This is a genomic window from Shewanella sp. KX20019 (assembly GCF_016757755.1).
Lineage (GTDB): Bacteria > Pseudomonadota > Gammaproteobacteria > Enterobacterales > Shewanellaceae > Shewanella.
Genome location: NZ_CP068437.1, coordinates 4,187,443 through 4,213,515, shown reverse-complemented (window position 1 = coordinate 4,213,515; position 26,073 = coordinate 4,187,443). Strand labels below are relative to the sequence as shown.

General features: G+C 44.1%; 23 protein-coding genes. 17 read left to right on the top strand and 6 right to left on the bottom strand.

Annotation, left to right across the window (positions count from 1 at the left end; genetic code table 11):
* The first annotated feature begins 2 nt into the window (after positions 1 to 2).
* The 7 genes from cobA (at position 3) to JK628_RS18200 (ending at position 6,622) form a co-directional block, all read left to right on the top strand.
* Positions 3 to 815 carry a uroporphyrinogen-III C-methyltransferase gene (gene cobA, locus JK628_RS18230; protein WP_202286352.1) on the top strand — a complete coding sequence of 271 codons (813 nt, stop codon included), beginning with the start codon at positions 3 to 5 and terminating at the stop codon, positions 813 to 815.
* Between the two features lie 45 nt (positions 816 to 860).
* Complete coding sequence (gene cysD, locus JK628_RS18225; RefSeq protein WP_202286351.1) at positions 861 to 1,769, top strand: sulfate adenylyltransferase subunit CysD; 909 nt, start codon at positions 861 to 863, stop codon at positions 1,767 to 1,769.
* A 44-nt stretch (positions 1,770 to 1,813) separates the two neighbouring features.
* On the top strand, positions 1,814 to 3,253 hold the full coding sequence (cysN, locus tag JK628_RS18220) for a sulfate adenylyltransferase subunit CysN (protein ID WP_202286350.1): 1,440 nt from the start codon (positions 1,814 to 1,816) through the stop codon (positions 3,251 to 3,253).
* 2 nt (positions 3,254 to 3,255) lie between these two features.
* On the top strand, positions 3,256 to 4,980 hold the full coding sequence (locus JK628_RS18215; protein ID WP_202286349.1) for an SLC13 family permease: 1,725 nt from the start codon (positions 3,256 to 3,258) through the stop codon (positions 4,978 to 4,980).
* An 80-nt stretch (positions 4,981 to 5,060) separates the two neighbouring features.
* Positions 5,061 to 5,678 (top strand): adenylyl-sulfate kinase, encoded by a 618-nt coding sequence (gene cysC / locus JK628_RS18210; protein ID WP_202286348.1) that lies wholly within the window; start codon positions 5,061 to 5,063, stop codon positions 5,676 to 5,678.
* Positions 5,679 to 5,736: 58 nt separating this feature from the next.
* Positions 5,737 to 5,919, top strand: coding sequence for a hypothetical protein (locus JK628_RS18205; RefSeq protein ID WP_202286347.1), 183 nt, complete (start codon positions 5,737 to 5,739; stop codon positions 5,917 to 5,919).
* A 61-nt stretch (positions 5,920 to 5,980) separates the two neighbouring features.
* The gene (locus JK628_RS18200; RefSeq protein WP_202286346.1) at positions 5,981 to 6,622 is read left to right on the top strand and encodes a hypothetical protein; all 642 of its coding nucleotides are present in this window, start codon (positions 5,981 to 5,983) and stop codon (positions 6,620 to 6,622) included.
* A 92-nt stretch (positions 6,623 to 6,714) separates the two neighbouring features.
* On the opposite strand, the gene JK628_RS18195 is transcribed toward JK628_RS18200, so the two are convergent.
* On the bottom strand, positions 6,715 to 7,575 hold the full coding sequence (locus JK628_RS18195; RefSeq protein ID WP_202286345.1) for a TIGR03899 family protein: 861 nt from the start codon (positions 7,573 to 7,575) through the stop codon (positions 6,715 to 6,717).
* Between the two features lie 60 nt (positions 7,576 to 7,635).
* On the bottom strand, positions 7,636 to 8,823 hold the full coding sequence (locus tag JK628_RS18190) for an MFS transporter (RefSeq protein ID WP_202286344.1): 1,188 nt from the start codon (positions 8,821 to 8,823) through the stop codon (positions 7,636 to 7,638).
* Positions 8,824 to 9,524: 701 nt separating this feature from the next.
* Between JK628_RS18190 and JK628_RS18185 the strand changes: the two genes are divergently transcribed.
* The 6 genes from JK628_RS18185 (at position 9,525) to JK628_RS18160 (ending at position 16,218) form a co-directional block, all read left to right on the top strand.
* On the top strand, positions 9,525 to 10,862 hold the full coding sequence (locus JK628_RS18185; protein ID WP_443020017.1) for a hypothetical protein: 1,338 nt from the start codon (positions 9,525 to 9,527) through the stop codon (positions 10,860 to 10,862).
* 67 nt (positions 10,863 to 10,929) lie between these two features.
* Positions 10,930 to 12,078 (top strand): imelysin family protein, encoded by a 1,149-nt coding sequence (locus JK628_RS18180; protein WP_202286342.1) that lies wholly within the window; start codon positions 10,930 to 10,932, stop codon positions 12,076 to 12,078.
* A gap of 192 nt (positions 12,079 to 12,270) precedes the next feature.
* Positions 12,271 to 13,854, top strand: a complete 1,584-nt coding sequence (locus JK628_RS18175; protein ID WP_237524240.1) for a di-heme oxidoredictase family protein — start codon at positions 12,271 to 12,273, stop codon at positions 13,852 to 13,854.
* 182 nt (positions 13,855 to 14,036) lie between these two features.
* Positions 14,037 to 14,570, top strand: a complete 534-nt coding sequence (gene hemG / locus JK628_RS18170) for a menaquinone-dependent protoporphyrinogen IX dehydrogenase (RefSeq protein ID WP_202286340.1) — start codon at positions 14,037 to 14,039, stop codon at positions 14,568 to 14,570.
* A 20-nt stretch (positions 14,571 to 14,590) separates the two neighbouring features.
* The gene (locus JK628_RS18165; RefSeq protein ID WP_202286339.1) at positions 14,591 to 15,121 is read left to right on the top strand and encodes a cytochrome b/b6 domain-containing protein; all 531 of its coding nucleotides are present in this window, start codon (positions 14,591 to 14,593) and stop codon (positions 15,119 to 15,121) included.
* Between the two features lie 83 nt (positions 15,122 to 15,204).
* On the top strand, positions 15,205 to 16,218 hold the full coding sequence (locus JK628_RS18160) for a glycosyltransferase (protein ID WP_202286338.1): 1,014 nt from the start codon (positions 15,205 to 15,207) through the stop codon (positions 16,216 to 16,218).
* Between the two features lie 70 nt (positions 16,219 to 16,288).
* On the opposite strand, the gene JK628_RS18155 is transcribed toward JK628_RS18160, so the two are convergent.
* A complete protein-coding gene (locus JK628_RS18155) occupies positions 16,289 to 16,948 on the bottom strand; it encodes a thiol:disulfide interchange protein DsbA/DsbL (protein ID WP_202286337.1) in 660 nt (219 codons plus the stop codon).
* A 477-nt stretch (positions 16,949 to 17,425) separates the two neighbouring features.
* On the opposite strand from JK628_RS18155, the gene JK628_RS18150 reads away from it, so the two are divergent.
* From JK628_RS18150 to JK628_RS18140, 3 genes are all read left to right on the top strand, one after another.
* Positions 17,426 to 18,256: a hypothetical protein gene (locus tag JK628_RS18150; protein WP_237524056.1), complete on the top strand. Its 831-nt coding sequence runs from the start codon at positions 17,426 to 17,428 to the stop codon at positions 18,254 to 18,256.
* Between the two features lie 60 nt (positions 18,257 to 18,316).
* Positions 18,317 to 19,927 (top strand): diguanylate cyclase domain-containing protein, encoded by a 1,611-nt coding sequence (locus tag JK628_RS18145; RefSeq protein ID WP_202286335.1) that lies wholly within the window; start codon positions 18,317 to 18,319, stop codon positions 19,925 to 19,927.
* Between the two features lie 275 nt (positions 19,928 to 20,202).
* Entirely contained in the window at positions 20,203 to 21,084 is an 882-nt protein-coding gene (locus JK628_RS18140) for a LysR family transcriptional regulator (protein WP_202286334.1), read from the top strand.
* Between the two features lie 4 nt (positions 21,085 to 21,088).
* On the opposite strand, the gene JK628_RS18135 is transcribed toward JK628_RS18140, so the two are convergent.
* From JK628_RS18135 to JK628_RS18125, 3 genes are all read right to left on the bottom strand, one after another.
* Entirely contained in the window at positions 21,089 to 22,354 is a 1,266-nt protein-coding gene (locus JK628_RS18135; protein WP_202286333.1) for a hypothetical protein, read from the bottom strand.
* Between the two features lie 215 nt (positions 22,355 to 22,569).
* Positions 22,570 to 23,835, bottom strand: coding sequence for a lipopolysaccharide biosynthesis protein (locus JK628_RS18130; protein ID WP_202286332.1), 1,266 nt, complete (start codon positions 23,833 to 23,835; stop codon positions 22,570 to 22,572).
* A 184-nt stretch (positions 23,836 to 24,019) separates the two neighbouring features.
* Positions 24,020 to 24,418 carry a hypothetical protein gene (locus JK628_RS18125; RefSeq protein ID WP_202286331.1) on the bottom strand — a complete coding sequence of 133 codons (399 nt, stop codon included), beginning with the start codon at positions 24,416 to 24,418 and terminating at the stop codon, positions 24,020 to 24,022.
* Positions 24,419 to 24,726: 308 nt separating this feature from the next.
* Here JK628_RS18125 and JK628_RS18120 point away from each other — a divergent pair, with 308 nt between their 5' ends.
* Complete coding sequence (locus JK628_RS18120) at positions 24,727 to 26,055, top strand: BamA/TamA family outer membrane protein (protein WP_202286330.1); 1,329 nt, start codon at positions 24,727 to 24,729, stop codon at positions 26,053 to 26,055.
* The last annotated feature ends 18 nt before the right edge of the window (positions 26,056 to 26,073 follow it).

The window sequence follows — 26,073 nt, the reverse complement described above, 5'->3', positions numbered from 1 at the left end:
TTATGGAGATTGTATCTTTACCGGGTCAAGCCGCAGGAGGGAAGGTGTGGCTAGTGGGAGCAGGCCCTGGTGATGTGGATCTGCTAACGGTTAAAGCATATCGCGTATTGCAATCTGCCGACGTGGTGCTGTACGACGCCTTAGTGAGCGAAGATATCATGGCACTCATTCCAACTAAAGCTGAAAAAATAGCAGTGGGAAAGCGTGCGGGTAAACACAGCGCGGCGCAAAGTGAAATTAATCAACTGCTGGTGACCAAGGCATTTACCCGTAAAAATGTGGTACGCCTTAAAGGTGGCGATCCTTTTATTTTTGGTCGTGGTGGTGAAGAGTTACAAACGATTGTGGCAGCGGGTCTTGAGTTTGAAGTCGTTCCAGGGATCACTGCTGCAAGCGGCACGGCTGCTTATGCTGGCATCCCATTGACGCACCGAGATTATGCTCAGGGTGTGAGCTTTATTACCGGTCACTGTCAGTTGGCGAGTCGTCCGATGGACTGGCAAGGATACGCCAACCCTAGCAACACCTTAGTGGTATATATGGGGATCCTCAATGCCGGAGTTATTAAAGCAGGCTTAGTTGGTTCAGGGCGGTCGCTGAATACCCCAGTGGCAATAGTATCGAAAGCAACAACCCATGAGCAGCGAACCTTCATTGGCACGTTAGGAAATATTGAGCAGTTAGCTGCGGATCCAGAATTAGTGATGCCCGCATTAATGGTGATAGGTGAGGTGGTTGAGCTCGCTGATAGCCTCAACTGGTTTAAGCCCCAAGGCGCGCAAAGTAGCGAAGCCAAGCTTAACAACACAAATTAAAGAGATGTGCTTAGCACAATCGATTCAAGAAGACGGAGAATTAGCATGGCCGCCAAAGAGTTAAGCCATTTACAACAACTCGAAGCTGAGAGTATTCAAATTATTCGCGAAGTCGCGGCTGAGTTTGATAACCCAGTAATGATGTATTCCATCGGTAAAGACTCTTCTGTGATGCTGCATTTGGCACGCAAAGCGTTCTACCCTGCGAAAATACCTTTTCCATTGCTGCATGTGGATACCGACTGGAAATTCAAAGAGATGATCGCATTTCGTGATGCGCAGGCTAAAGAGTTTGGCTTTGAATTACTGGTGCATAAAAACCCTGAGGGTGTCGCTATGGGGGTTGGTCCGTTTACGCATGGTAGTGCTAAACATACCGATATCATGAAAACTCAAGGACTGAAGCAAGCGTTAAATAAGTATGGTTTTGATGCCGCGTTTGGCGGTGCTCGCCGCGATGAAGAGAAATCTCGCGCTAAAGAGCGCGTATATTCTTTCCGTGATAAGCACCATACATGGGACCCTAAAAATCAACGTCCAGAGCTGTGGCGTACCTATAACGGTGCAGTCAATAAAGGTGAAAGCATTCGAGTCTTCCCACTTTCAAACTGGACTGAGTTAGATATTTGGCAATATATCTACCAAGAAGATATTAAATTGGTACCACTGTATTTTGCCCAAAAACGTCCTGTCGTTGAGCGTGATGGCATGATGATTATGGTTGATGATGACAGGTTGCCTTTAGAAGAGGGCGAAACGGTTAAAGATGAATTAGTGCGCTTTAGAACATTAGGTTGCTACCCGTTAACAGGGGCGATGCACTCAGAAGCTGACACGCTTGAGAAGATTATCGAAGAGATGCTGCTAACACGTTCAAGTGAGCGTCAGGGCCGACTTATCGATTCAGATCAAAGTGCATCGATGGAACTTAAAAAGCGCCAAGGCTACTTCTAGGCGCAATAAGTGCTAAGCATTGTCAGATTTCAAAGGAATTAATCATGAACCAAGCAGTAGATAACAACACCCGCTTAGCCGCTGAGCTAGAAGATTTAGGTGTGAAAGAGTATTTAGCACAGCAACAACATAAAGGCATGTTGCGCTTTCTCACATGCGGTAGTGTCGATGATGGTAAAAGCACCTTGATAGGACGTTTACTGCATGACAGCGCGCAAATTTATGAAGACCAACTGGCTAGTTTAAAGAGTGACAGTGCCAAAATGGGCACCACAGGTGAAGAGATTGACCTAGCGTTATTGGTTGATGGCTTGCAAGCTGAGCGCGAGCAAGGCATTACCATTGATGTGGCTTATCGCTATTTTTCAACTGACAAACGTAAGTTCATTATTGCTGATACTCCGGGCCATGAGCAGTACACGCGTAATATGGCCACGGGAGCGTCGACCTGTGACTTAGCAGTTATTTTGGTTGATGCGCGCTATGGCGTACAAACGCAGACTCGCCGTCACGCGTTTATTGCCTCACAACTTGGCCTGCGTCACTTTGTGGTTGCCATCAATAAAATGGATCTGCTCGGTTTTGACGAAAAAGTCTTTAATGACATCAAAGCGGATTTTGCAGAGTTTGCCGCGCAGTTGGGTGATATCGATATTCGCTATGTGCCGCTATCGGCGTTAAAAGGCGACAATGTGGTCGACCGCAGTACTCAAACACCTTGGTATACCGATGGTACGTTACTCGAGCTATTAGAAAATATCGATACACGTCGTGAATTAAACAACTTACCAGTACGCTTTCCGGTGCAATATGTATTGCGTCCAGATCTCGACTTTAGAGGTTTCTCTGGCACTGTTTCATCAGGCATTATCAAGGTGGGTGACGAGCTGGTGGCTTTGCCATCTGGCAAGCGCAGTAAGGTTGAGCGTATCGTGACATTTGATGGTGATCTAGATGAAGCGATTGCCGGTCAAGCGGTGACATTAACCCTAGAGGATGAAATTGATATCTCGCGTGGTGACCTGCTGTCGCAAGTTGATAATGCACCAACACTCGCAAATCAGCTCAGTGCCAATATTGCCTGGATGGATGAAAAACCACTACAGATCGGCCAGTTATACGATCTTAAAGTGGCTGGTAAGAAGCTACAAGCGAGTATCACAAATATCGAATATCTAGTGGATATCAATACACTAGAGCGTAAAAACAGTGACGTTATTGGTTTAAATGATATGGCTCGGGTAACGCTTGAGCTAAATGAAGCGATTGCTATCGACCCATATACGCTAGTCCGTGACACTGGCGGTATGATCTTAATCGACAGATTATCCAATGCGACAGTGGCGGCCATCATGGCGGTGTCGACCACAAAAACCAGCAAATCAACGAGTCAGTTCACAGGTTTTGAACTTGAGTTAAATGCGTTGATCCGCAAGCAATACCCTCATTGGCAAGCGCTAGACATTAGTAAGTTAGAGGGCTAGTGGTGTCTGAACTGTGGGTGTTGTCGAGTATTTTATTTGCCCTAGTCGTTGCTTTAATGGCTGGGGTTTGGACACCCGCGGCGTTGTTTTTTACCGCGGCATTAACGAGCTATCTTTTAGGGATGGTCGAGCTAGAGACGGCATTAGCAAGTTTTACTAATGCCGGCTTAGTGACCTTAGTGCTGATTATTTTAGCGGCTACGGCACTTGAGAAAACCTCTTTGCTGGGTAAGCTTAGTCAAGTGGTGGGTCAAGGGTCACTGGCATCGACGATGGCAAAGTTGGGCCTCTCTACTGCGCTATTGTCATCGTTTACTAACAATACTGCAGTAGTGTCATCCTTGATTGGCGTGGTTAGGCGCAATCAGTCTCATGCGCCCGCTAAACTGTTATTACCACTGTCATACGCAGCTATTCTTGGCGGTACATTAACCCTAATTGGCACTTCAACTAACCTAATCGTTAACTCTTTTGTAGAGAATGCAGGCTTAGCGCCTTTGGGTTTTTTTGAGTTCTCTATCATAGGTGTAGTGATTGTAACCTTAGGGGTGGCTTTGCTGGTGTTGCTGGCTAATGTTCTGCCCGACAGGCGTGAAGAGGGGGCAGAGGAAAGCTTACCCTACTTGCTTGAAGCCAGAGTCGCAAAGCGGTCGCAATTGATTGGCAGGAGTGTCATAGACAATCGCCTAAGAGCACTGAAAAAACTCTATCTTGTAGAACTTGAACGCAGTGGCATTCGTATTTGTCCGGTACCGCCACATCTGGTTTTGCAAAGTGAAGACATATTGCGCTTTGGTGGTGCCGTTGAATCCGTTGAGCTATTACACCAGTTTGATGGGTTAGAGTGGTTTGGCAAGCAACAAGCCAAAGGGCAGAATTTGGTTGAAGCGGTACTCGCCCCTACATCAAGTCTTGTGGGTACTTCATTGAAGGCCTCTAAGTTTCGAGAGCGGTTTGATGGGGCTGTTCTAGCTATTCGCCGCGGGCATCACCCACTAAAAGGCGGCCTCGGTGATATTGAGTTACAAGCGGGAGATGTATTACTCATTACTCCTGGCGATGGTTTTAGCCATAATGCCAAATTGGCGTCAGATTTTGCTGCGGTTAGTGGCCTTGATCTCAGCGTTCGCTTAGATAAAAGGCGCAGCCAGTGGGTATTGTTCGGCTTTGTGCTGACCATTTTTTCCAGCGTGATAGGCGCGCTGCCTTTGGTCAAAGGCTTAACCTTACTATTGATTAGCTACGTCGCGATTGGTGCTGTGAGTTTAACAGAGCTTAGACGACGCTTTCCTATTGAGTTAGTGGTCATTGTTGGTAGTGCGTTAAGTCTGGCTAACTTGATGCTATCTACCGGTCTTGCAGATGATATTGCTCATTTTATTTTGGGCTCATTGAATGGTTTTGATGTCTTCGCTGCATTTGTGTGCGTGTATTTATTGACGTTATTACTGACTGAATTGATAACTAATAATGCGGCCGCCGCACTGGCTTTTCCTGTCGCTTACGCCATTGCGCTCAGCTACGGGGTTGATACTAGGCCGTTTATTTTGGCGGTAGTGTTTGGTGCCAGCGCGAGTTTCATTTCGCCCTATGGTTACCAGACAAATTTGATGGTTTATAACGCAGGAAATTACCGTTTTACCGATTTTTTAAGAGTGGGACTGCCTCTGTCGCTGTTGTACTCGTCGATTGTCATTATATTAGTGCCGATGCTCTTCCCGTTTTAAAGTTGTAATACAATCTTAAAACCATAAGTTGAGTAAGTTTGGTGCATTTTATCTATTAGATTATTGTTTTTGGAGTGGTTATGTCTGACATCGTTTGGCACCAACATAGTATTGACCAAGAGTCGCGTGCAAAGCAAAAAGGCCAAAGCCCGGTATTACTCTGGTTTACGGGTCTATCTGGCTCTGGTAAATCAACCTTAGCGGGAGCATTAGAACGGGCACTGTTTGATGGCGGCTTTCACACCTATTTACTCGATGGCGACAATGTTAGGCATGGCCTCTGTAAAGATTTGGGTTTTAGCGCCAGTGATCGTGACGAGAACCTACGTCGTGTCGGCGAAGTGGCCAAGTTGATGGTTGATGCTGGATTAGTAGTGTTATCGGCATTTATCTCCCCGACTAAGGAGGAGAGAGAGCGTGTCCGCGGCCTATTTGAAGAGGGACGCTTTATTGAAGTTCATGTCTCTACGCCAATAGAGGTCTGCGAAGCGCGTGATCCCAAAGGGCTTTATAAAAAAGCACGCGCAGGAGAAATAAAAGAGTTCACCGGTATCTCTGCACCGTACGAAACACCAATCGCGGCGGAGTTAACCATCGATACCAGTAAAGGTGATATTGCCACCCAAGTTAATGCTCTTTTAGACTATTTAGCCGCAATTCAGGTGATAGATGGCGCGAAGTTAAAGGCAGCAGTTTAGGTTTACAGTGCTTGCTGCTTTAATTACTAAGCTAGCGCTTATTTGGCGGTGATTGTTCGTGGCTAGAATGATCACCGTTGAGAAAATCATTCCACAACCGAGTGCAAGCATTTACGGCAATTTTGTTAAGTTCGTCTCTATTATAGAGCGAATTAACGGCGACGGTATTTGGAAGAATACGTTGTTATTTATTTGTAAACTAGGTATTTTATGCTTAGAAAAACCACTTAATAGTAACTAAAGTAAACATCTTTAGTTAGTCGCAATCCCTACTCTACATGGACTTGTTCAGAGGCGTTATTATGAAGAAAATACTTAGCTATGTCTTAATTATCCCCATGCTTTTAATATGGTCTAACAGCCTCTTAGCAAATGAAATCGAGTATGGAGTCATAGAAAATAATATCTATAAAAATAGCTATTTTAATATTGCTTTACCGGTGCCTGAGCTGTGGGCGGTTCAAAGTAAGGCTGCAATAAATGAAATTAGAGAAATAGGCGGTAATCTCATTGCCGGTGACGATCAAAATTTACAAGCCATTATTAAAGAGTCTGAAAAGCAAACTGTTAATATGTTTGCTTTCTTTAAGTTTGAGCAAGGCTCGCCAGTGGAGTTTAATCCCAGCATTATGGCCGTCGCGGAGCGAGTCGCACATATGCCTGGAATAAAAAGAGGATCTGACTATTTTTTCCATGTGAAAAAGATTCTTCGAGGAGCGCAGATACAGTATACATTTTCTAAAGAGATCTATTCAGAAGACTTGTCAGGTGTGGCGTTTGATGTGATGCCGTCGGAAATTAGTATTGCCAATATGACAGTGAATCAAGAATACTACGCCACTAGGTATGAAGACTATGTTCTGAGTTTTATTTTGACCTATAAAACGGAAAGTGAACAACAAGAACTTAGAGATATACTAAGTCAGTTGAGTTTTTCTAATTAGAGCCTCTAAGTAGGTTTCACTAGGTAAATGCAGTTAAGTGGGTGAGCTACAACTTGCCCTATTTACCAGTACCTCGTGTTATCAAAATCGAATTAATCGATTCTAAAGTCTTGCGCAAAAACCTCCTTTAACGCCTTAATATAATTAACGTCGGTTTTGTATCGGATCAACTGTGTAAGTTCATCGCCAATGGGTGTAAAACGATAGTAACTGAAGAACAATTGCCCACTTTTGGGCGTGAGTTTGAGTTTTATCCCGCTTAGAGCAAAACTAATGGGCGTTTTGCTGCTGAGTATCCCGGTTTCTAATTCGCTGCGATGCAATATTCCCGCTTCGACTAAGGTCAAGATGTTGGAGTAGGGCAGGCCAAATTGAGATAAGCCAATATTTGTTTGGGTTGGCTTTTTGAAAAAGTGGCCCAACCCGCTGGCATGTTTAAAACCAATAATGAGCTTCAACCGTGATTCGTTGTTTACCAATACTGACATGCCCAGAGCCTTCTCTAAGATCTGTGCTTCTTTATGAGTCAGCTGTTTTAAAGTGGTCAACGTGCGTAAGCTAAAGTTACCTGGACTGGTTATTTCACTGGCTAAAATCCTGCCCCATAACTCCTGCATTTTTCGATTATGGATCTGTTCTGCTAGTTGAAAAAACTGATGTGCCCAATCGGGATCAAGATCGACACCAGTCACGTCTGACGGGGTTTGGCTGATTGCAATCTTATAAATAGTTTCCAAATTCGACTGGTATTGGCTAGCCAGTTTTTGTGCTCTAAAGCTTGAACGCTCAGCAATTGAGGCGCTGCTTGGGCGGTAATCATCTTCACTGCTCAGCCCAAGCATACGCCCAAGTAATAAGGCTTTTTTTCTGGCTGAAACATCGGTTGATTTACCGTTATCACTATTCGAAGTTTTCACGGTGTGATTTCTGGTGTCTTTAACTGTTTCAACCATCAGTCGCACTCCTTTGTTTATGTGCCTATATCTTTATCAATCAAGCGGTTAATTGTCTAGCTATTTGTCTGCATTGAGCAGAGATGGCATTTTGCCAAAGTAGGCTACCTCTTCACCTTGCTGAGGGTGGCGAGGGACATTCACAGCTAATATCAGTGAGCATACTGCAAAACCAGCGCCGATATAAAATACCAGTGACGGGGAGGTTAACCATAGAAGCCCAAGTAGTGCGGGGATGATAACTGCTGCAATGTGGTTAATGGTGAAACTGACCGACATGGTTGCGGCAATATCTTTGGGGTCGGCGATTTTCTGAAAGTAGGTTTTGACTGCAATCGCCATGGCAAATAATAGGTGGTCAATTACGTATAGCGCTGCGGCGACTTGAGCATGCTCAACGAGTGCATAGCTGATAAAGACCGCTATAAGACCTAAATATTCAATAGTCAGCGCGTTACGCTCACCAATTCGGCCAATTAGGCGGCCAATAGCAGGGGCAAAAAATAGGTTAACCACATAGTTTATGAGAAAGAGTGAGGTAATTTGGCTAATGCTATAGCCAAACTTTTCCACCATCATAAAGCCTGCAAAGACCATGAATATCTGTCTTCTCGCACCGGAGAAAAAAGTGAGCATGTAATATAGCCAGTAGCGTTTCCGCAGAATTACTTTTTTGTGCTGCGGCTCTTTTTGTTCAAAGGTTGGGAAGTAGAAACTAATGGTTATCACCATGACAAGCCCTAAGGTGCCAATGATGGCATACATCCATTGGTAATCGAGCTTTAGCCAGGTCATGATTAACCAAATGCTGCCGTAACCTAACAGTGCAGCAGCGCTGCGCCATGCCAGTGCTTTACCTAGAAATGCAGCGGTGTTTCTCTTTTCAACCCATTGCAGTGTCAGTGATTGGTTGACGGTTTCGAAATAATGAAAGCCAATGGACATCAATACTGTGGTGATATAGAGGCCGAGAACTTGCGGGAAGAACCCTGTGATGGCGACTCCGATACAAAGTAGTGCCAGCGACAATAATGCAAATGCTTGTTCTTTTATGAGTAAGAGCACAAAAATCGCGGTAAACGCTAGAAACCCAGGGACCTCTCTTAAGCTTTGTAATATACCTATTTCAGCACCGGTGAATTGTGCACGCTCGATGACAAAGTTGTTGAGTAATACCTGCCATACAGCAAAGACTAATGACATGATAAAGGTCATCCAAAGCAGCAGTTTCTGCGGGTTGTTCTTCATTAAAACGATCCATGTGTTCCGGCGAAAGGACGAGCAGTATATACCCATCCTACTTTAAAGTGCATGTTTCAGAGTTGCCTGAGCGAATTCAATTCAAGGGGGATTGTGGTAATGATGGTCGTTCCCTTATATGCCACTTGTAGAGGCTGTGGATAAATCAAAAAAACTATGCAGCTGTCAATATTAACCTAGTTGACCTAGGGGGTATTAAACCCGGTTAATGTAGTTATTGCTAATAACTCGAGTTGAATTGCAAAACGTAAACTAACAAGTATTCGGTTAATCCAATTGCTATAGCATCCTTTTTTATGAGCATTTTCGAGTTCGTTTACCAGTAATTTTAATGTTAACAACTGTGTAAAATTTGCTTAGAAGCAAGGATTGCTAATTTATTTTTTGCTGCAGCATTGTGTGCTTATGCTATATAGCTCCATCTCAAGTTATTGATATTAGTTGTTTAATAAATATTTGCCAAGGCAGTTTAGGTGTTAATTTGCATTACCTAATGTAAGTTTAATGTAAATTATATTGTAAAGAATAATGCAAATCGTTCTCATTTGTAGTATTTTGACGGCGAATTTAAGGGATGCTGGCTTTCCAGCAAAGAATCAATTGAGAGCCGTTTTATGAGAAACATGTATAAGCATGTAAAGCTGAATATATTGGCTGCGACGATAGCAAGTATCTTTAGCGCAAATGCAATGTCAGCAACAGATCCTGAAGTACTCGCAGCAGCGATTGCAAAGCAAGAAGCTGAACTTACTGAACTTAAAGCTCAGTTAAAGGAGCTTGCACAGCAACAACAAGCTCAAGCCGAACAGCAGAAGCAGCAACAATTAGCACAGCAAGAAACAATAGCAGTAGTTAAAGCTGAGTCTGCAGATAGCAAGTTCAGCAAGTTTTCATTTAAGTCATATGGCAGTGTGATCTACACCAGCAATGAATATTATGACAACGTTCAAGATACGACGCCTGAGCGCCGTGGTCGCTTTGATCTAGAGCGCATTGTGACTGAATTTGGTTATCAATTTAACGACCAGTGGGATATGGAAGTTGAGATTGAATATGAGCACGGCGGCACTGGTACTTCACTAGAATACGATGGTTTCGATGAGTTCGGTGAGTTTGAAGCTGAAGTTGAAGCTGGCGGCGAAGTCATGATAGAGAAAGCCGAGATCCGTTATCGTCCAAGCGATGCGTTTGGGGTTAAGTTCGGTAATATCCATCTGCCAGTAGGTCTTAGCAGTACCCTCCATAAACCAAGCCAGTACCTCACCGTGCAGCGCCATAAAAGTGAAGCGGCGATGTTACCTGCGGTATGGAATGAAAATGGTATTGGCATTTTTGGTGAAATTGCTAACTTTCACTATCAAGCACAAGTGGTTAGCGGGTTAAACTCAGAGTATTTTCGTACCTATGATTGGGTTGCATCGGGCCATCAAAAGCGTTTCGAGCATGTCAATGCTGACGACCTAGCCTACGTAATGCGTCTTGATTACGGCAACTTCAAAACCGGTTCAGCGGTAGGTGTTTCATATTACTACGGTAATACCAGTGGCAATCGGCATAAAACCAATAAGCTAAATTCAGATGGCACAGTCAGTATTTTTTCAATTGCAGGAGCATTTGTTGAAGGCCCATGGATTGTTCGTGGCCAATACCTTAACGGTACGTTGAGTGATTCTGATGCGATTACTCAAGCAAACAAAACTACCCCAGGCCTAAAGCCGGGTAATTTTGCGCAATTGGGTAGTGAATCCGAAGCTTTCTTCGTTGAAGCCGGAGTCGACTTAGGTCATTTCACTCCTGTTCCTATTACCATTTTTGCCAATATCGATTACTCAAATCCACTAAAAGAAGTTGAAACAGGCATTGCAACCAAGCGTTACGAGAACACTTGGATCAGTGCGGGTATTAACTATTTCCCCATTCCAGAAATCGTTATTAAGGCGGAAGCCGGAGTGCAGCAAGTGGCAGTTGCTTCCATCCCCGATACCAATTTCTTTGCGCTTGGCGTGGGTTATCAATTCTCGTTGTAAGCAATTCAGTACGTAGTCGTTAAATCAAATTAGCCAAATTAACTAAGTTTATAAAATGGAGTTTTAAATGAAGCACTTTACTCATTCAGCGGTTGCTATCGCACTTATTTCTGCACTTGCTGCATGTGGCGGTTCAGGTTCTGACAGCACGCCAGCACCAGTACCGGACGGTACCTTCTCATTTGCAGCAACTGAGATGGTCACCAACCTGACCGATGATGTCATTGTTGCCGGTTACAGCGATCTCGCCACCCGTGGTGCAACATTACTTGCATCAACACAGACATTAGTGGCAACGCCATCACAGTCAAATCTTGAAGCTGTACAACAAGCATGGAAAGCGGCTCGCCAGCCATGGGAGCAAGGTGAATCACATATCTTTGGTCCAGTGGACTCACTCGGTATCGATCCGCATTTAGACAGCTGGCCACTAAACACCACCGATTTAACAACAGTACTGTCGACGACTACTGGTTTTGATGCGAAGACTATTAAAGGTTGGAATGACGACGTACAAGGTTTCCATACCATGGAATACCTACTGTTTGGTGACGGTGTCACGACTAACACCAAAATGATTGCAGACTTATCTGATAATGAGCGTGATTACCTAATGGGGCTTGCTGAGGTATTTCGCGATTACACTAAAAACTTAGATGATGCGTGGTTAATAAGCCACGATGCAAGTACAGGCAAAGCCTATGGCGAGCTAATTAAGAATCCTGGTAGCGATGGCAATACTTTCTACAGCTCAAATGTAGGTGTTGTTCAAGAGCTCATTAACGGCATGATCGGCATTGTAGATGAAGTGGGTAACGGTAAAATTGCTGATCCATTTGGTGCCGATGCCGCCAGTGCCGACACCTCTAAAGTTGAATCTCAGTACTCGTGGAATTCGTTGACTGATTTTAGCAATAACATCATCGGCGTGCGCAACGTTTACCAAGGTGAGTTGGCTGGGTCTGCCGATAAACAGGGGATTGTTGATTTTGTTGCAGCGGCAGATAAGGAGTTGGCGGCGCGGGTTGGTACTGAAATCGACAACGCTATTTTGACGATTCAAGCCATTGAAGGTTCGAGTGATATGCCTTTCCGTCAAGCTATCTCTGATGTTGAAGGGCGAAAGCGTATTCAAACTGCTGTTGATGCACTTTCAAAGCTGCAAACAAGCTTGGAATCAGATGTACTACCACTACTTAAAACGTGGAAAGTATAACCATTTAGTCTGTCGAGAGGGCATAAAGGATACTCTTTATGCCCTCTTTTTCATGTTCATCTCTTAGTGCTTTTCTGTGTCTTGGACAACAGAATTTAAAGACTAATTTAAGATAAAACGTGTGTGGTAACGCAAATGATAATTAACAATAAGAAAGTGAGTAATACAGGGATAAAACTGACTATAGTTGCGATGGCAAGCGTACTCTGTTTATCGGCATGTGGCGGCTCTGGTGATGAGAATACGCCAGTACCAGAAGAGAAGGTGTATCCTGCTTACACTGATATCACCGCGAGTGGTGGCGATACAACAACCTATGATGCATCGGAATCTGGTCACGGTTTTTCAACGCCAGCCCCCAATCTGACGGCTGCGGAATTAGCGCTACATTTAGACGGTGATTTAGGCTTTGAAACCGCATTTACGACGGCTCCTAATGATGCACATCCAGAGTTAGATGGTCTTGGGCCAGTGTTTAATAATGCCGATTGTAACTCTTGTCATCAACGCGATGGTCGCAACTCAACCCCCCAAGTCGCTGCGGGCGAGACTCGGGTGAAACTCGGCTCAGAGGCGGGGATATTTCTGCGTATAAGTAAAGCACCCGATGAGCCTTGCCTCGTCGGTACAGCTGCTAACAACTACTGCGCCCCCATTGCGGTACCCAATTTTGGCGGTCAACTATTCCATCGAGGTGTGCTTAAAGCGCGCAATGACTGGGAGCAGAATAAATTCATTGGTCAAGCAGATGTATACCTGTCTTATGAAACCAAGGTCATCAGCTATAGCGATGGCACTACTGTAACCTTGAAAAAGCCACTGTTTGATGTCGAAAATCCCTATGATGCGCCCGGTGAAACCAAATCAAGTGCCAATGTCACCTCGAACTTATTGCAAGACGATGTATTGATGGGCTGGCGTAACGGCATGCCTGTATTTGGCCTCGGGTTGCTTGAGGCGATACCTGAGGCGGATATTGTGGCGAACGTTGACGCTGATGATGCCAATAATGATGGTATTTCAGGGCGTGCTAACTATGTATTTGATGCAGTAAAAGCACAGGCGGGCGATAGCAACCCGGTATCTTTAGGGCGCTTTGGCTGGAAGGCAAATACTCCTAGTGTAAGGGTGCAGTCATTGGGCGCATTGCGCGGCGATATCGGTATCACTAATCCACTGTTTCCTGATGAAAGCATTAAAGGTACGGCATTGCATGACGATTATCTAACTCGCACTGGATTTGTCGATACTGGCGCTGGTATTGACGGTGAGCCAGAGGCTAATGCAGAGTTTAGTGATTCCGTGGTGTTCTATGCCGAAACACTGGCAGTACCTGCTAGGCGCAGAGTTGCTGATGCAGACGTACGCGAAGGTGCACGTCTGTTTGAGCAATTAAACTGTAGTGGCTGCCATACCCCAAGCTTTGCCACTAAAGCGTCGGGTGATATTGGCGGTACTGAGATGATCGCTGGTCACAAGAGCCAAACAATCTACCCCTTTAGCGACATGTTACTGCACGATATGGGGGAAGAGCTTGCTGATGGTCGTCCAGACTTCCTTGCCGACGGCAGTGAGTGGCGTACGCGTCCATTGTGGGGGATAGGTTTAACGCAAACCGTAAATCCACAAGCCGGCTTCTTGCATGATGGCCGCGCCGCCACGCTAGAAGAAGCTATTTTGTGGCATGGTGGAGAAGCGCAGCAGAGCACTGATGACTTTATGGCACTTAACGCCGTTGAGCGAGCTCAAGTTGTTGATTTCTTAATGTCTCTATAAAGAGATCATTAAACTCGCCGAGGGGGAAATGCATTCTTGATGCATTTCCCTTTTTAATTTTGTGAGGTAGATAAAGCTAAAGCAGTTTATCGCTTTGTAGCTCGTGATCTGATTCAAGTAAAAAGATTCTATAATCCCCTATGATTAAACCACTGAATTTCTATCTAAAGGGGGACTGTCTGGTGAGCAACATTCTTATCGTTTATTCAAGCGTACATGGCCAGACCCGCAAAATTTGTGCGTATCTTGAACAAAAGCTAATAGCTTTAGGCAACCAAGTTCAAGCCGCTAGTATTAGTGACGACATTGATTTAGCTGAGTTTGATAAAGTCATTATTGGTGCCAGTATTCGTCACGGTAAACATAACCCTGTGGTGTATGATTTTATTGAAGCACATCAAGATGCGCTTGAGAAAAAGCCGAGTAGCTTTTTCTCGGTGAATTTAGTGGCAAGAAAACCACTGAAAAATACTGCCGAAACCAACCCTTATATGCAGGCGTTCATGGATAAGTCACCGTGGTTACCGGCACTTGCAGAAGTCTTTGGCGGTAATCTGAACTACCCAAGTTATGGCATTGTCGATAGAAGTATAATCCGCTTTATTATGTGGATGACCAAAGGTCCTACTGCCGCAGATACCAATATTGAGTACACAGATTGGTTAAAAGTCGATAGCTATGCTGACAATATTGATCAATTATCGCTTGAGTCATAAGTGAGTCAACAGAGGTCGCCATGGCTAAATCAAAACTACAGCAGTTGCTAGATAAATACAGTGCCTGGCAGCATATAGTCATTGTTTTTACGGTGGCTTATCTGGTCTTAACCAGCGGTTGGGTTTTGATCGGTCGCAGCTTAAGGGCGAACGCAAGCCTGTGGGATCTCAGCCATGTCTACCTTGGGTTATTTGCCGCCTTTCTGGCGCTATCATTCTTAATTACAACTTGCCGAAAAGGAAAGTGGCGCCAATATTTTCCTTGGTTAGTTGGCGATTTTTCACAGTTGGTCAGTGATATTAAGGGGCTAAGTAAGGGCAAGTTACCTATAGCCGGCGGTCGCGGTTTGTTTAGTATTGTTGAAGGCTTAGGCTTGCTGATCTTCTTAGCTGTGGGCATGACGGGGGTATTGTGGTTTGTGACGCAAGGATCTGTTGATGCTCTTTTATGGCGAAATTACCATATCCTCTGTGCTAAAGGTTTTATTGGTTTTATTGGCGTGCATATTGTTTTTGCTTGTGTACATCTACTCGATTTTATTCGTAATTAGACTGTTTTTTACCAAACAAAGCTTTTATCTTTGAGGGCTTTAAACTAACTTATTCTTATTGAGCTGCAAGTCAGGGTAGGTAATTGCGTCCAAAGGTGATCCATCTCATCGATGATACAAAACTCGGTGGCGTCAATTTGGCGCTAGAGAGTCTTGCTACCTCAAGATTGAAGCAGCATTTTGACTTTAAGTTGCTGCATATTCAGCTGACACAACTAAAGCAGTCCCGTTATAACGCCGATATCATTGTTATTCACGCCGCGATGAGTTGGCGAAAAATCCCCGCCCTGCTGGCACTAAAGCTGGCCAACAGCTCGACGCCGTTATTGTATCAAGAGCATCACTATTGCCGTGAGTTTGTGCGCCATAGCGTCGCTCATCCTTATCGCTTTAAGCTCATGCTCAAGCTGGGGTACGCATTGATGGATAAAGTGATCGCGGTATCGCATCAGCAAGCTGATTGGCTAGTTGAGCTTGGTGTGTTAACGGAGGACAAAGTTGCACGGGTTGGGCAAGCAAAAGAGGTAGAGCACTTTATGGCTGTTGCTGCGGTTGAGGCTCATTCACCATTGCGGCTAGTTGCCTATGGCCGACTAGCAAAGCAGAAGGGGTTTGACCTGCTTATACAGGCAATGGCGAGCTTTAGTGAGCAAGAGGTAACGCTAACGATAGCGGGTGATGGAGAGGACAAAGATAAGCTGCAGCTACTGGCGCAGATGATGCCTCAAGTTACACTTATTGGTGAGGTTGATGATGTGCCCGCATTGTTAAACACTGCTGATGCTGTCGTTATCCCCTCTCGCTGGGAGCCTTTTGGATTAACGTGTATGGAGTCAATTGCAGCAGGAAGGCATGTTATTTTGCCTGAAATTGATGGACTTGCCGATCAAATTACAGAGCTGCGTCAACATCAACAAGGTCAGTTTCATGGGTATGAAGTGATTGAGTCACTGTCAGTTGATGGGATCCGGCAGGCGATTACTCGAGTCAAAAATGGCAACTGTATCGGAGGCTGTGGCGAACAGCGTCAAGCAACGCAATATGCATGGCAAAAGATGTTAGCTCGGTGGCAGCAACTGTTGGAGCAGTACCGCTAAAGTGAATCCAGTAGCTCACATTAGCCACAAAAAAGGCGCCGTTAGGCGCCTTTACATAATTTAAATTAGCTTACTTATGCTCTACCGCAAGGTAGTTAATAAGGTCGATAAGCTCACCTAAAGTACGTACCGAGCTCATGTTAACGGCATACTTGTCGTTAACCACGAATGCTGGAACGCTTTGAACTTTAAATTCTTGTTGCTGTGCACGCCATAAAGCGAGTTTCGCATCGGTTTCTTTACTGTCTGCGGCTTTGTCATATTGCGCAGCATCAACACCAAATTTCGCGAAGACCTGTTTGATGTCATCACGGTTATTGATTGTTTCTTCGTGCGTGTCGCCTTCTGCGCCGTGATCGTGGCCATGACCACTGTCGTTACCTTGGATGGCGGCAAACATTGCGTTAGTTAGTTGATCTTTTTGGCCGACGGTTTGAATCACAGCCAAAGAGCGCATTACTTCGGTGCCGATATCACTGTTCATGAAATCGACGTGCTTGCTGTCGAACGTCACTGACTTATCTAAGTTGGCTTTTATATCACCTAGATACTGTTTTTCCATGTTGTAGCAGTTGTGACAGTACAGAGAGAAGAACTCTGTCAGCTTAGGCTCACTGCTTGGCGCTTTGTCTGATACTTGGGTAAAGTGCTTACCTTCGATGAATTGTGCAGCAAAGCTGCTCATTGGAGCAACGGCAAGTGTTAATGCTAAAGCGATATGTTTAATCAAGCTAATGTCCTCAAAGTGACCTGTGTCTTTTTAGACAAGGTGTAATGGTAACGAAAATACAGCTATTAAAATTCCGTTACTCGTGGTTAAGAATAAAACCAGATGCTTAATTATGACTTAATTTTTACTGTCTGGCATGCACTAAAATGTGACTTATATAGTGCTTTAGATGAGAATCGACACTTTTCATATTAAAGTTTGTAGTGCTTCACAAACTGGGTTTTATTCACATCAAAATTTCCTATTTAATGGAACTAATTGATTTTTGTGTACTACCCGCGGTTTAGTCACTGGGTCTTGGTTTTAACTTGAGAGTCATTTTCTAGGTAATAATTAAGCTTTTCATAGACATCAGAACTAAGATTAAACAGATTATGTGAGCAGTTTGTGTTAAATTTTAGTGAATTCTTGAGTTTTTTAGTTGGATTTCAGTCGGTTCGGTTTGAAAACTTGAAAGTCATGTTGGGGGAAATGGATTTGAATACACCATCATATTTAGTTGTAGGTTCAATCGTGTGCGCAGCTATGAGCGTCACCGCTGAAGCGGAAGGTACAGATTGGCGTATCGTATTTGGCGGTCACAATACCATTGTTGAGCAAGTTGATTCTCATACTCTGGGGGCGCATGCAGGCTTTTTTGTTGAGCATATAACTCAATCCAACATCAGTTGGAAAGGAAATATTGATATCTTTATTGATGACGATAAAGATAAACTCGACCCTGATCATATCCCCATCTGGTTTCAAACCGCTTGGTCTGTAAGTGGCAATCTGTACCGCTTCTCTCCAGCGATGGATCTGCAATGGCAAGTTACTCTAGACGGTAAGCGTAATACGGTAAGCTCAGTGGAGAAACAGTCAAAGCTATTCCCAGGTGTTGTCGCACGTTATAACGGCGATAAAATATATGCCGGGCTAACGCTTGCTGGTGGGCATTATATGCTGGAAATTGATGATGACGTGCCGAGAGAGCGTGGCTATGACCGAGAGGATTTTCAGAACACCACTGGCGCATACTCTGTGGCGGCGGACACTCGCATTATGCTCGGTGAATCGTTTGATATATATGCCAGTGCGCAAACATGGAATGATGGCAGTGACTGGCTAGAAAACAAATACTCAGCAGTATTTAGTTTTCATTCAGATAGCTGGATTGAAGATAGCCTGATTAAGCTCAGCGTTGAACATACTGAATATAATCTTGACCCTTTTGATAATCGGGATAAAAATGACGCTGATTACCTTGCTATCTTGCCTTGGGATAAAGACACATTAGTTAGAGTGTACGTCGATATGCCGTGGGGCTAGTCGTGCTACGGCTGCAAGGATACTACAGGTGTTTCATCGAGTGAGTAGTTTGAGAGTGTTATGAAGATTTTGTCTCATTTTATATTGTTATGCGCCACCATACTGGGGCTGTGTTCTTCTATTGCTATCGGTTTTCGCTTTTATGTCGAAGAAACGCACTCGATTGAAACTGAGTTTACTCAAGATATTGATGACAAAGCCCAAGCTTTAGAGCAGGAGATATTGCTTAACATTGAAGTCTTGCATGCACTGAAAGGGGTATTCATTAGCTCAGAATATGTGAGCCGAGCGGAGTTTAGCCAGGTTGCTAAGAGCTTTTTAATGCGTCACAGTGATATCCAGGCACTGGAGTGGGTACCCAAGGTATTAGATAATCAAAGGGGGGAGTTTGAAGCGCAACAAAAACGTTTTTCTGCAGACTTTGAATTTACCGAGCGAGCCTCAGATGGAAGCCTAATCTCGGCAGGTCAGCGAGCGTATTACTATCCCGTTTACTATCTCGAACCTCACTCTGGCAATGAAAAAGCATTTGGGTTTGATTTAGCTTCAAGCAGGGCCCGTAATGAGGCGTTAGCGTTAGCGACAGATCTTGGTATGCCAATCGCTTCGGAAGGGGTCAATCTAGTACAGGCGAAAAATCAGAAAGGCTTGCTTATTTTCTTGCCCGTTTATCAAGGTGAGCCGAACACACTGAGTAAGCGACGACAGAGGTTACAAGGCTTTGTACTTGGGGTATATCGTATTTCGGATATGTTTGACAGTGCGGTTAAGCGAACTTCAGCCCAAGGACTCTATTATATCTTAGAGGATATAACCGATGATAAACATCAAGCGCTATACAGTAATTTCGGTGGCAATAGTTCACTTGATCTGCATCAGAGCGCCAGTGAAATTGTCTATCAGAAGCCGCTAACCTCTTTTGCAGGGCGTCGCTGGCAGATCCACGCTATGCCGAGCAAAGGCTATATCGCTGCGCGGCGCACCGCTTTTCCCTATTTAGTTGGAGCCTTTGGTATATTAGCAAGTTTTGCGCTGGCCATTTATGTATTTTTTGTTATGCGTCATACACATATGGTTGATACACAAGTACAGGAGCGTACGCGGGAGCTTAACTTAGCCAAAAAGAAGCTTGAAGCACTATCAATGACTGACAGCTTGACTAGAATTGGTAATCGGCGTTACTTCGATGATGCCTTTCAGCGTGAATGGAGCTTAGCGATAAGGAATAAAACACGGCTGGCGTTATTGATGATAGATATTGATAACTTTAAGAGCTACAACGATACTTATGGTCACCTAGCTGGCGATCAATGTTTGAAGGAAGTTGCTCAAGCGATCGCGGAAGCATTACACCGTCCTGGTGATGTTGTTGCCCGTTATGGCGGGGAGGAGTTTGTCGTGCTGTTACCCTATACGCGAGATTGCTTGTCACCGGCGCAGCGATGCTGTGGTAATGTTGAAGCCCTAAATATTCCCCATGCAAGCTCCTCTACTCGCCCTTATGTGACGGTGAGTGTGGGGGTAACAAGTATTATTCCTACCGAAAATGACGAAATGATTAAGTTCGCGGCGGTTGCTGATATGGCGCTGTATAAAGCGAAAGAAAATGGTCGTAATCAAGTTTTTATTGATGCTGAAGAGATAAAGCCTAAGGCTGAACTGGTGGTCTAAGGGAGTTAGGCAAATACGAGATTCACTCGTTTGTTGTAATCTCCACGCCACAGAATCTTGCATCTACAGCTAGGATAGATATATACACTAAAAAGGGCTGAGTATTCAGCCCTTTTTAGTGTCCAATCCATCATGTCATCGGAATTTTATTAGTGTTGCAGTCAGTACTATCGGTTGTCGTAAACGTCTGAGAAAATTATCAATAGTTAGCTTTACAATTACTATTTGTTATTATTTACATGAGTAGATAATTTTTAAATTTGAGTGAGATATTCATGTTGAATCAGCAATGGCTTACAACGTTTGTGACGCTAGCGGAGATCGGGCACTTTACCCGTACCGCTGAGCAACTATTTATGACTCAACCGGGCGTAAGCCAGCATATCCACAAGCTCGAAAATCAAGTCGGCACCTTGCTATTAACTCGAAAAGGTAAAAGCTTTGAGCTGACTGATGCAGGTCTGCAATTGTTAGCCTATGCCAAAGTGAAAATGGCGGAGGAGGAGCATCTGCTGCAGCAACTTCTCGTAGATGAACCCCATCGTGGGGCCTGTCGTTTTGCCTGCTCAGGTGCTTTGGCAATGCACTTTTTTCCACGGTTTGTGCAATATCAATTGCAGCATGAGCAGCTTCAAGTGTCCTTAGAAGCTGCACCAAACAGCGCCATTATTAGTAGCATTTTAGACAATAGTGTTGATGTCGGTATTGTGACCCAACAGCAATCATCATTAGAGCTTAAGCAGCAATACCTAGGCAAGCAAGTGTTGTGCTTAGTGCTGCCACCGAGCTTTGAGGGCGCTAAAGTAACCTTGCCGTTACTCGAAGATATAGGCTTTATTAACCATCCTGATGGCCACTATTACGCCGAGCAAATTTTGAGCTCACATTTTGGAAATGAGTTTGTGGGAATGGCTAAGCTCAAGCAACGGAGCTATATCAACCAGTTGAATCAAATTTTGCTACCCGTTTCTAAAGGCTTAGGTTTTACCGTGTTGCCGCAGATCGTGGTGGATGAATATCCCGAGCCACTCTTTGTTGCTAATACCCTGTCAGAGGTCGCTGAAGAGCTATATATGGTGACCAAGAAGCAGCGGCAGCTGCCCAGTCGTTATCAATGGTTTATTGATACGTTTTGCGAGCAGCTTAAGTCACAGTAAGACTCTAGTTAGCGATCTGCTTATGCTGTTTGACTAGGCGATACTCCATCACACTCGAAATGATAAACATCAGTATATAACCACACCCCATCGCCAGTATGACGGCGACGACGTTATCGGTAAAACCCCGTAAAATATAGAACATAGCCACTAAGGTGACGATGCCCGTGATACGGATAGATAAGCTCTGCATAAAGTGTCCATGCGCTTTGATATAGGCGATCTGAAAGGCATTTAACATCATAAAGCCAAAAAACAGTGAGAAGTGCATTAACACCGGGGCTGCCGAAGCGTAGGTTTCAGGGAATATAAGGGTGACGAGCTGTTCGCTAAAAAATATCATACTCAGTAAAAACAGCAGGCTAATAGTCAACCCTAAGCGATAAAACCAGCGGCGCATTTTTGCGATCTGCTGATGCTCTCCTTGGCGCAGGCACTGGGCAATTTCAGGTAGAATATAGCGATAAACAGGAAAGATGAACAGCAGTGTCATATAAGCAAACATCGGCCTAACAACAACTTGGAAATCGCCGAGTTCATCTACCGTAAAGTAGCCAACAGTCAGCAGTACCGTAATATAGATCATCAAAATGCTAGCACCGACCTCTAAAGAGGACAGCATGCTTTTTTTCACAAAATTACGCATTTCAGGATCGAGTTGAATAGGCGCCAATGGTGTCGTGGCAATCTCTTTTCGACGCTGAATAAACATGTAGCAGGCAACAGCAATACTAGAGAGCATAAGGCTGAAAAATAGCGATGAAACAGCACTTTGTTGCAGCCCGTAATAGCACACTAAGAACAGCAGTATTTGCACCAAAGGCTCAATCCAAATGGCTTTGTTGGCGATATGATAAAGTCGGTACATGCCAATTTGATTGGTGAAATACACCTTAAAGCCCATGCCCAAAATAATACCCACGAGTTGCACGTACTCGACATCAATCTTCAGTTGGTGTTTGATATACGGTAGTACTATCCCCCACGTGAGCAAGACCATCAATATGAGAGAGTAGCGAAAGATATTAGTGATATCTTTGGCATTTTTCGTTTGAGAAAAGCTCACTACCATCGAGGTTCTAAAACCGCTTAATAGGATCAAGGATAAAGAGATAATATCGACCACGGTGTGGTAGAGCGCAAGATCACTTTTGGCGACCCATTGTGCTAGCCAAATTTTAAAGGCGAGTCCAAGGGATATGCTCGCTAGTGTCGCCCATATAGACGCGATAAATGAGCGCTTAGCCCGCTCAAAGGAAGATTCTGACATAGTAAACTTAGCTCACCGGAAACAAAGTAAGGTTGCATAGTAGCGGGAAATATTACGTGACAATCGAAAAGACATCAGAAGTTTCGATTAAAGCTGTGATCTGCCTGGAAACTACTGATAAATAACTCGCATCAGACATAAGATGTGATTGGTAATCATCTAATTCAATCAAACTTTGTCCCCTGTGTCTAGTATTGAGCTGTATACAGATGTGGTCAGTTAGCGGTTAGCTTGTGCTGCTTGACTAGGCGATACTCCAGCACACTCGAAATGATAAACATCAATACGTAACCACACCCCATTGCCAGTATGACGGCGACAACGTTGTCAGTGACCTGCCGTAAGATATAGAACATAGCAATGAGAGTCATAACACCGGTAATGCGAATAGCAAGGCTCTGCAAAAAGTGTCCATGCGCTTTGATATAGGCGACTTGAAAAGCGTTTAGTATCATAAAACCAAAGAACAGTGAAAAGTGCATTAACACTGGCGCTGCAGTTAAGTAGGTTTCTGGAAAGATGAAGCTAACGACCTGTTTACTGAAAAATAGCATACTCAATAAAAACACCGTGCTAATGCTGATGCTAAAACGATAGAACCAGCGGCGTATTTTTGCGATTTGTTGGTGGTCTCCTTGGCGTAGACTTTGGGCAATTTCAGGCAGAATATAGCGATAAACAGGAAAGATAAACAGCAGCGACATATAAGCAAACACTGGCCGAACAACGACTTGGAAATCACCGAGTTCATCAATGGTAAAGTAACTGATAGTCAGTAGCACGGTAATGTAGATCATCAAGACACTGGCACCCACTTCTAAAGACGAAAACATGCTTTTTTTCACAAAGTCACGTATCTCTGGATCGAGCTTAACAGGCGCTAATGGGGTCGTAGCGACTATTTTTCGCCGTTGGATAAACATGTAGCCGGAAACGATTATTCTGGAGAGCATTAAACTGTAAAATAGTGATGAAACAGCGCTTTGCTGCAGCGTATAGTAATAGACTAAGAACAGTAGTATATGCACTAAAGGTTCAATCCATATGGATTTATTGACAATACTGTACAGTCGATACATACCAATTTGACAGGTGAAATAGACTTTTAAGCCGAGACCTAAAATAATGCCTACAAGCACAGCGTACTCAACATTGAATTTAAGGTGGTGTTTGATATACGGTAGCACTGTCACCCAAGTTAATAGAATTATTAAAATCAATGCATAACGGAAGATATTGGTAATGTCTTGTGCGTTATTTGTTTGGGAAAAACTCACTACCATTGAGCTTTTGAAACCATTCAAAAGGATTAACGAGAGTGAGATAATATCGATCACAGTGTGATAGAGCGCGAGATCGCTTTTGGCAACCCACTGTGCTAGCCAAACTTTGAAAGCTAGCCCAAGGGATATGCTCGCTAGCGTTGCCGATATCGCAGTGATGAATGAGCGTTTAGCCCGTTCAAAGGAAGATTCTGTCATAGTAAACTTAACTCACTGGAAGCAAAGAGAGATTTGCGATAGAAGTGATAAATATTACGTGACAATTGAAAGGACATCAGAAGTTTTAATTCAAGCTGTGATCTTGTTGGAAACTACTGAAAATGTATTACCTTAGCCACTGAAAGTGGCCATTAAGACTCACTAAATCTCAAGCGTTACTCTTTTACTCGAAAACATGCGGGCAAGCAGAGTAGTCATTAAAAGCATCGTCCCAACGGCGAACATCGTTAGCCCTACGCCAGCGGCTATGCCAGAACTCCATCATGCAAGTGCCTCCTTTTAGTTCTATCAGGAAGGTATCTCGCTCTTTAACTTGCTCATAGGCGGGGTAAGTTTCACTGCTTCCCCAAGTAAGGCCACCACGGGAGTCAGCCCAGTGCTGCCAAAATTTTTCCACCGTCAGCCATTGCTGGCTCGATTGTTCCCACGCCATTACTTGACCTGATTGAATAATCAATTGACCATTATGGCTCCCCGCAGGAGGTGTTGCAGCAGTTGCATTTACGAGTGTAAATGCAGTGCAGAAAAGCAATATCAGCAGCATTAGTCTTTTTCTAGCCATCAGTTTTGTTCCATTTCTTAAGGATACTAATGAGTATAGCTGTCATTACTTGCTTCGAAACCAGCCAGTTATTTCAAGATTAATTAATGGTGCAATTTATCACAATCGTAGTTTACGACCTGTCTATCATGAACTATTAGTTACATGCTCTAATAAATACTTTACGTAGTTTGCTCATTCGTAAGATAGCAGTCGCTGCAATTTTATTGTTTTATTGATGCTGTTTTGTTTAATCGGTATGCATGTGTATTGTGAGTACAGCACACTGATTTTGGCGTGTCTAACGCATTATTGAATTGGGGAATTAAATGGCTTTAAAAACCAATGTTAGCGCGTTTTACCGCGGTATTTTTGCACTCGCATTACTACCTCATATCGCAATTTCAGCGCCAGCTGCTAATGTGAAAACCTCAATCGATAGGGCTGAGACACCAGATAACGTCAAAGAAAAACTACTTTTGCCTTATCTGTTTAGCTCCGACTCTATGGGGCTCAACATTGGTCTGGGAGGCATGCTCAGTGGCTACTTCCAAGATCAGATGACGATTGGCGGCACTGTGTTTGGTGGCGATGTGAGCAAAGGTATCGGTCTGGGTGTTTGGAATTTTAAACTACCAAAGACAGAGCGCTTCTTTTTGAGTACCTATGGTTTTCTCGGTTACTATCCTGATCAGCGTGCTTATGCTGGTGCGGGGCAAGAGTTTATTCCCAAAGGCACGCCACTTCCAGGCAGTAATGATTCAACAAACATGCAGTTTTTAGAAGCCGATGGTTCATCAAACTGGTTCGATATAAAGCTCGAGTATGCGCTGCCAATCGGTGCAACTAAAGATAAGGGCATGGTTGAGTACAAGCTTAAAAATGGCTTATTGGTGTCTGAGCCCAGTGGTGGCGAAAGCTGGAACCCACTAGAGAGTGGTGCAACCGTCCTCGTATTAAGACAGTTCAATCGTTATCAGAGTTTTGAGTTCGTCGACGAGGAGCTTGATGGCACCATCCACGCTGTGGAGCTGGGGATCTTATACGACAATACTGACTTTTCGGTTAACCCATCAATGGGAAGCAGCCAGTATTTATCAGTTTCTCATGATGCCGCATGGTTGGACTCCGATCACGAGTGGACCTTTATAAACCTCGATATGAGTAAGTACTTTTCATTCGGAGAGTCAGATTATGCCAGTCAGCGAATACTAGCGCTTAACTTTTGGACGGGCTACTCGCCATCATGGGAGGTTGAGTATGACAGTCTTGGCGGACGACAAGTCACTAATAATGCACCCTACAATGAAGGCGCGACGTTAGGGGGCTTCTACCGTATGCGAGGTTTCGATCAGAATCGCTTTCACGATAAAGCCGCCATCTATACCAGTGCCGAGTACCGTTACACCTTAAAATATAATCCGATTGAAGATATAAATTGGCTAAAGTTCTTAAGGTTAGATTGGTTTCAAGTGGTGGGCTTTGTGGAGGCGGGTAGGGTTGCACCTGAATATACTGCCAGCACATTACTGTCTGATCTTAAGGTTGATTATGGATTGTCGTTAAGAGCATTAACAGCTGGCCTAGTGATCCGCTTTGATATTGCACATTCTGATGAAGCCACTAATGGCTGGGTTATGGTCGATCACCCATTTTAAGAACTGCATCTATTTTCA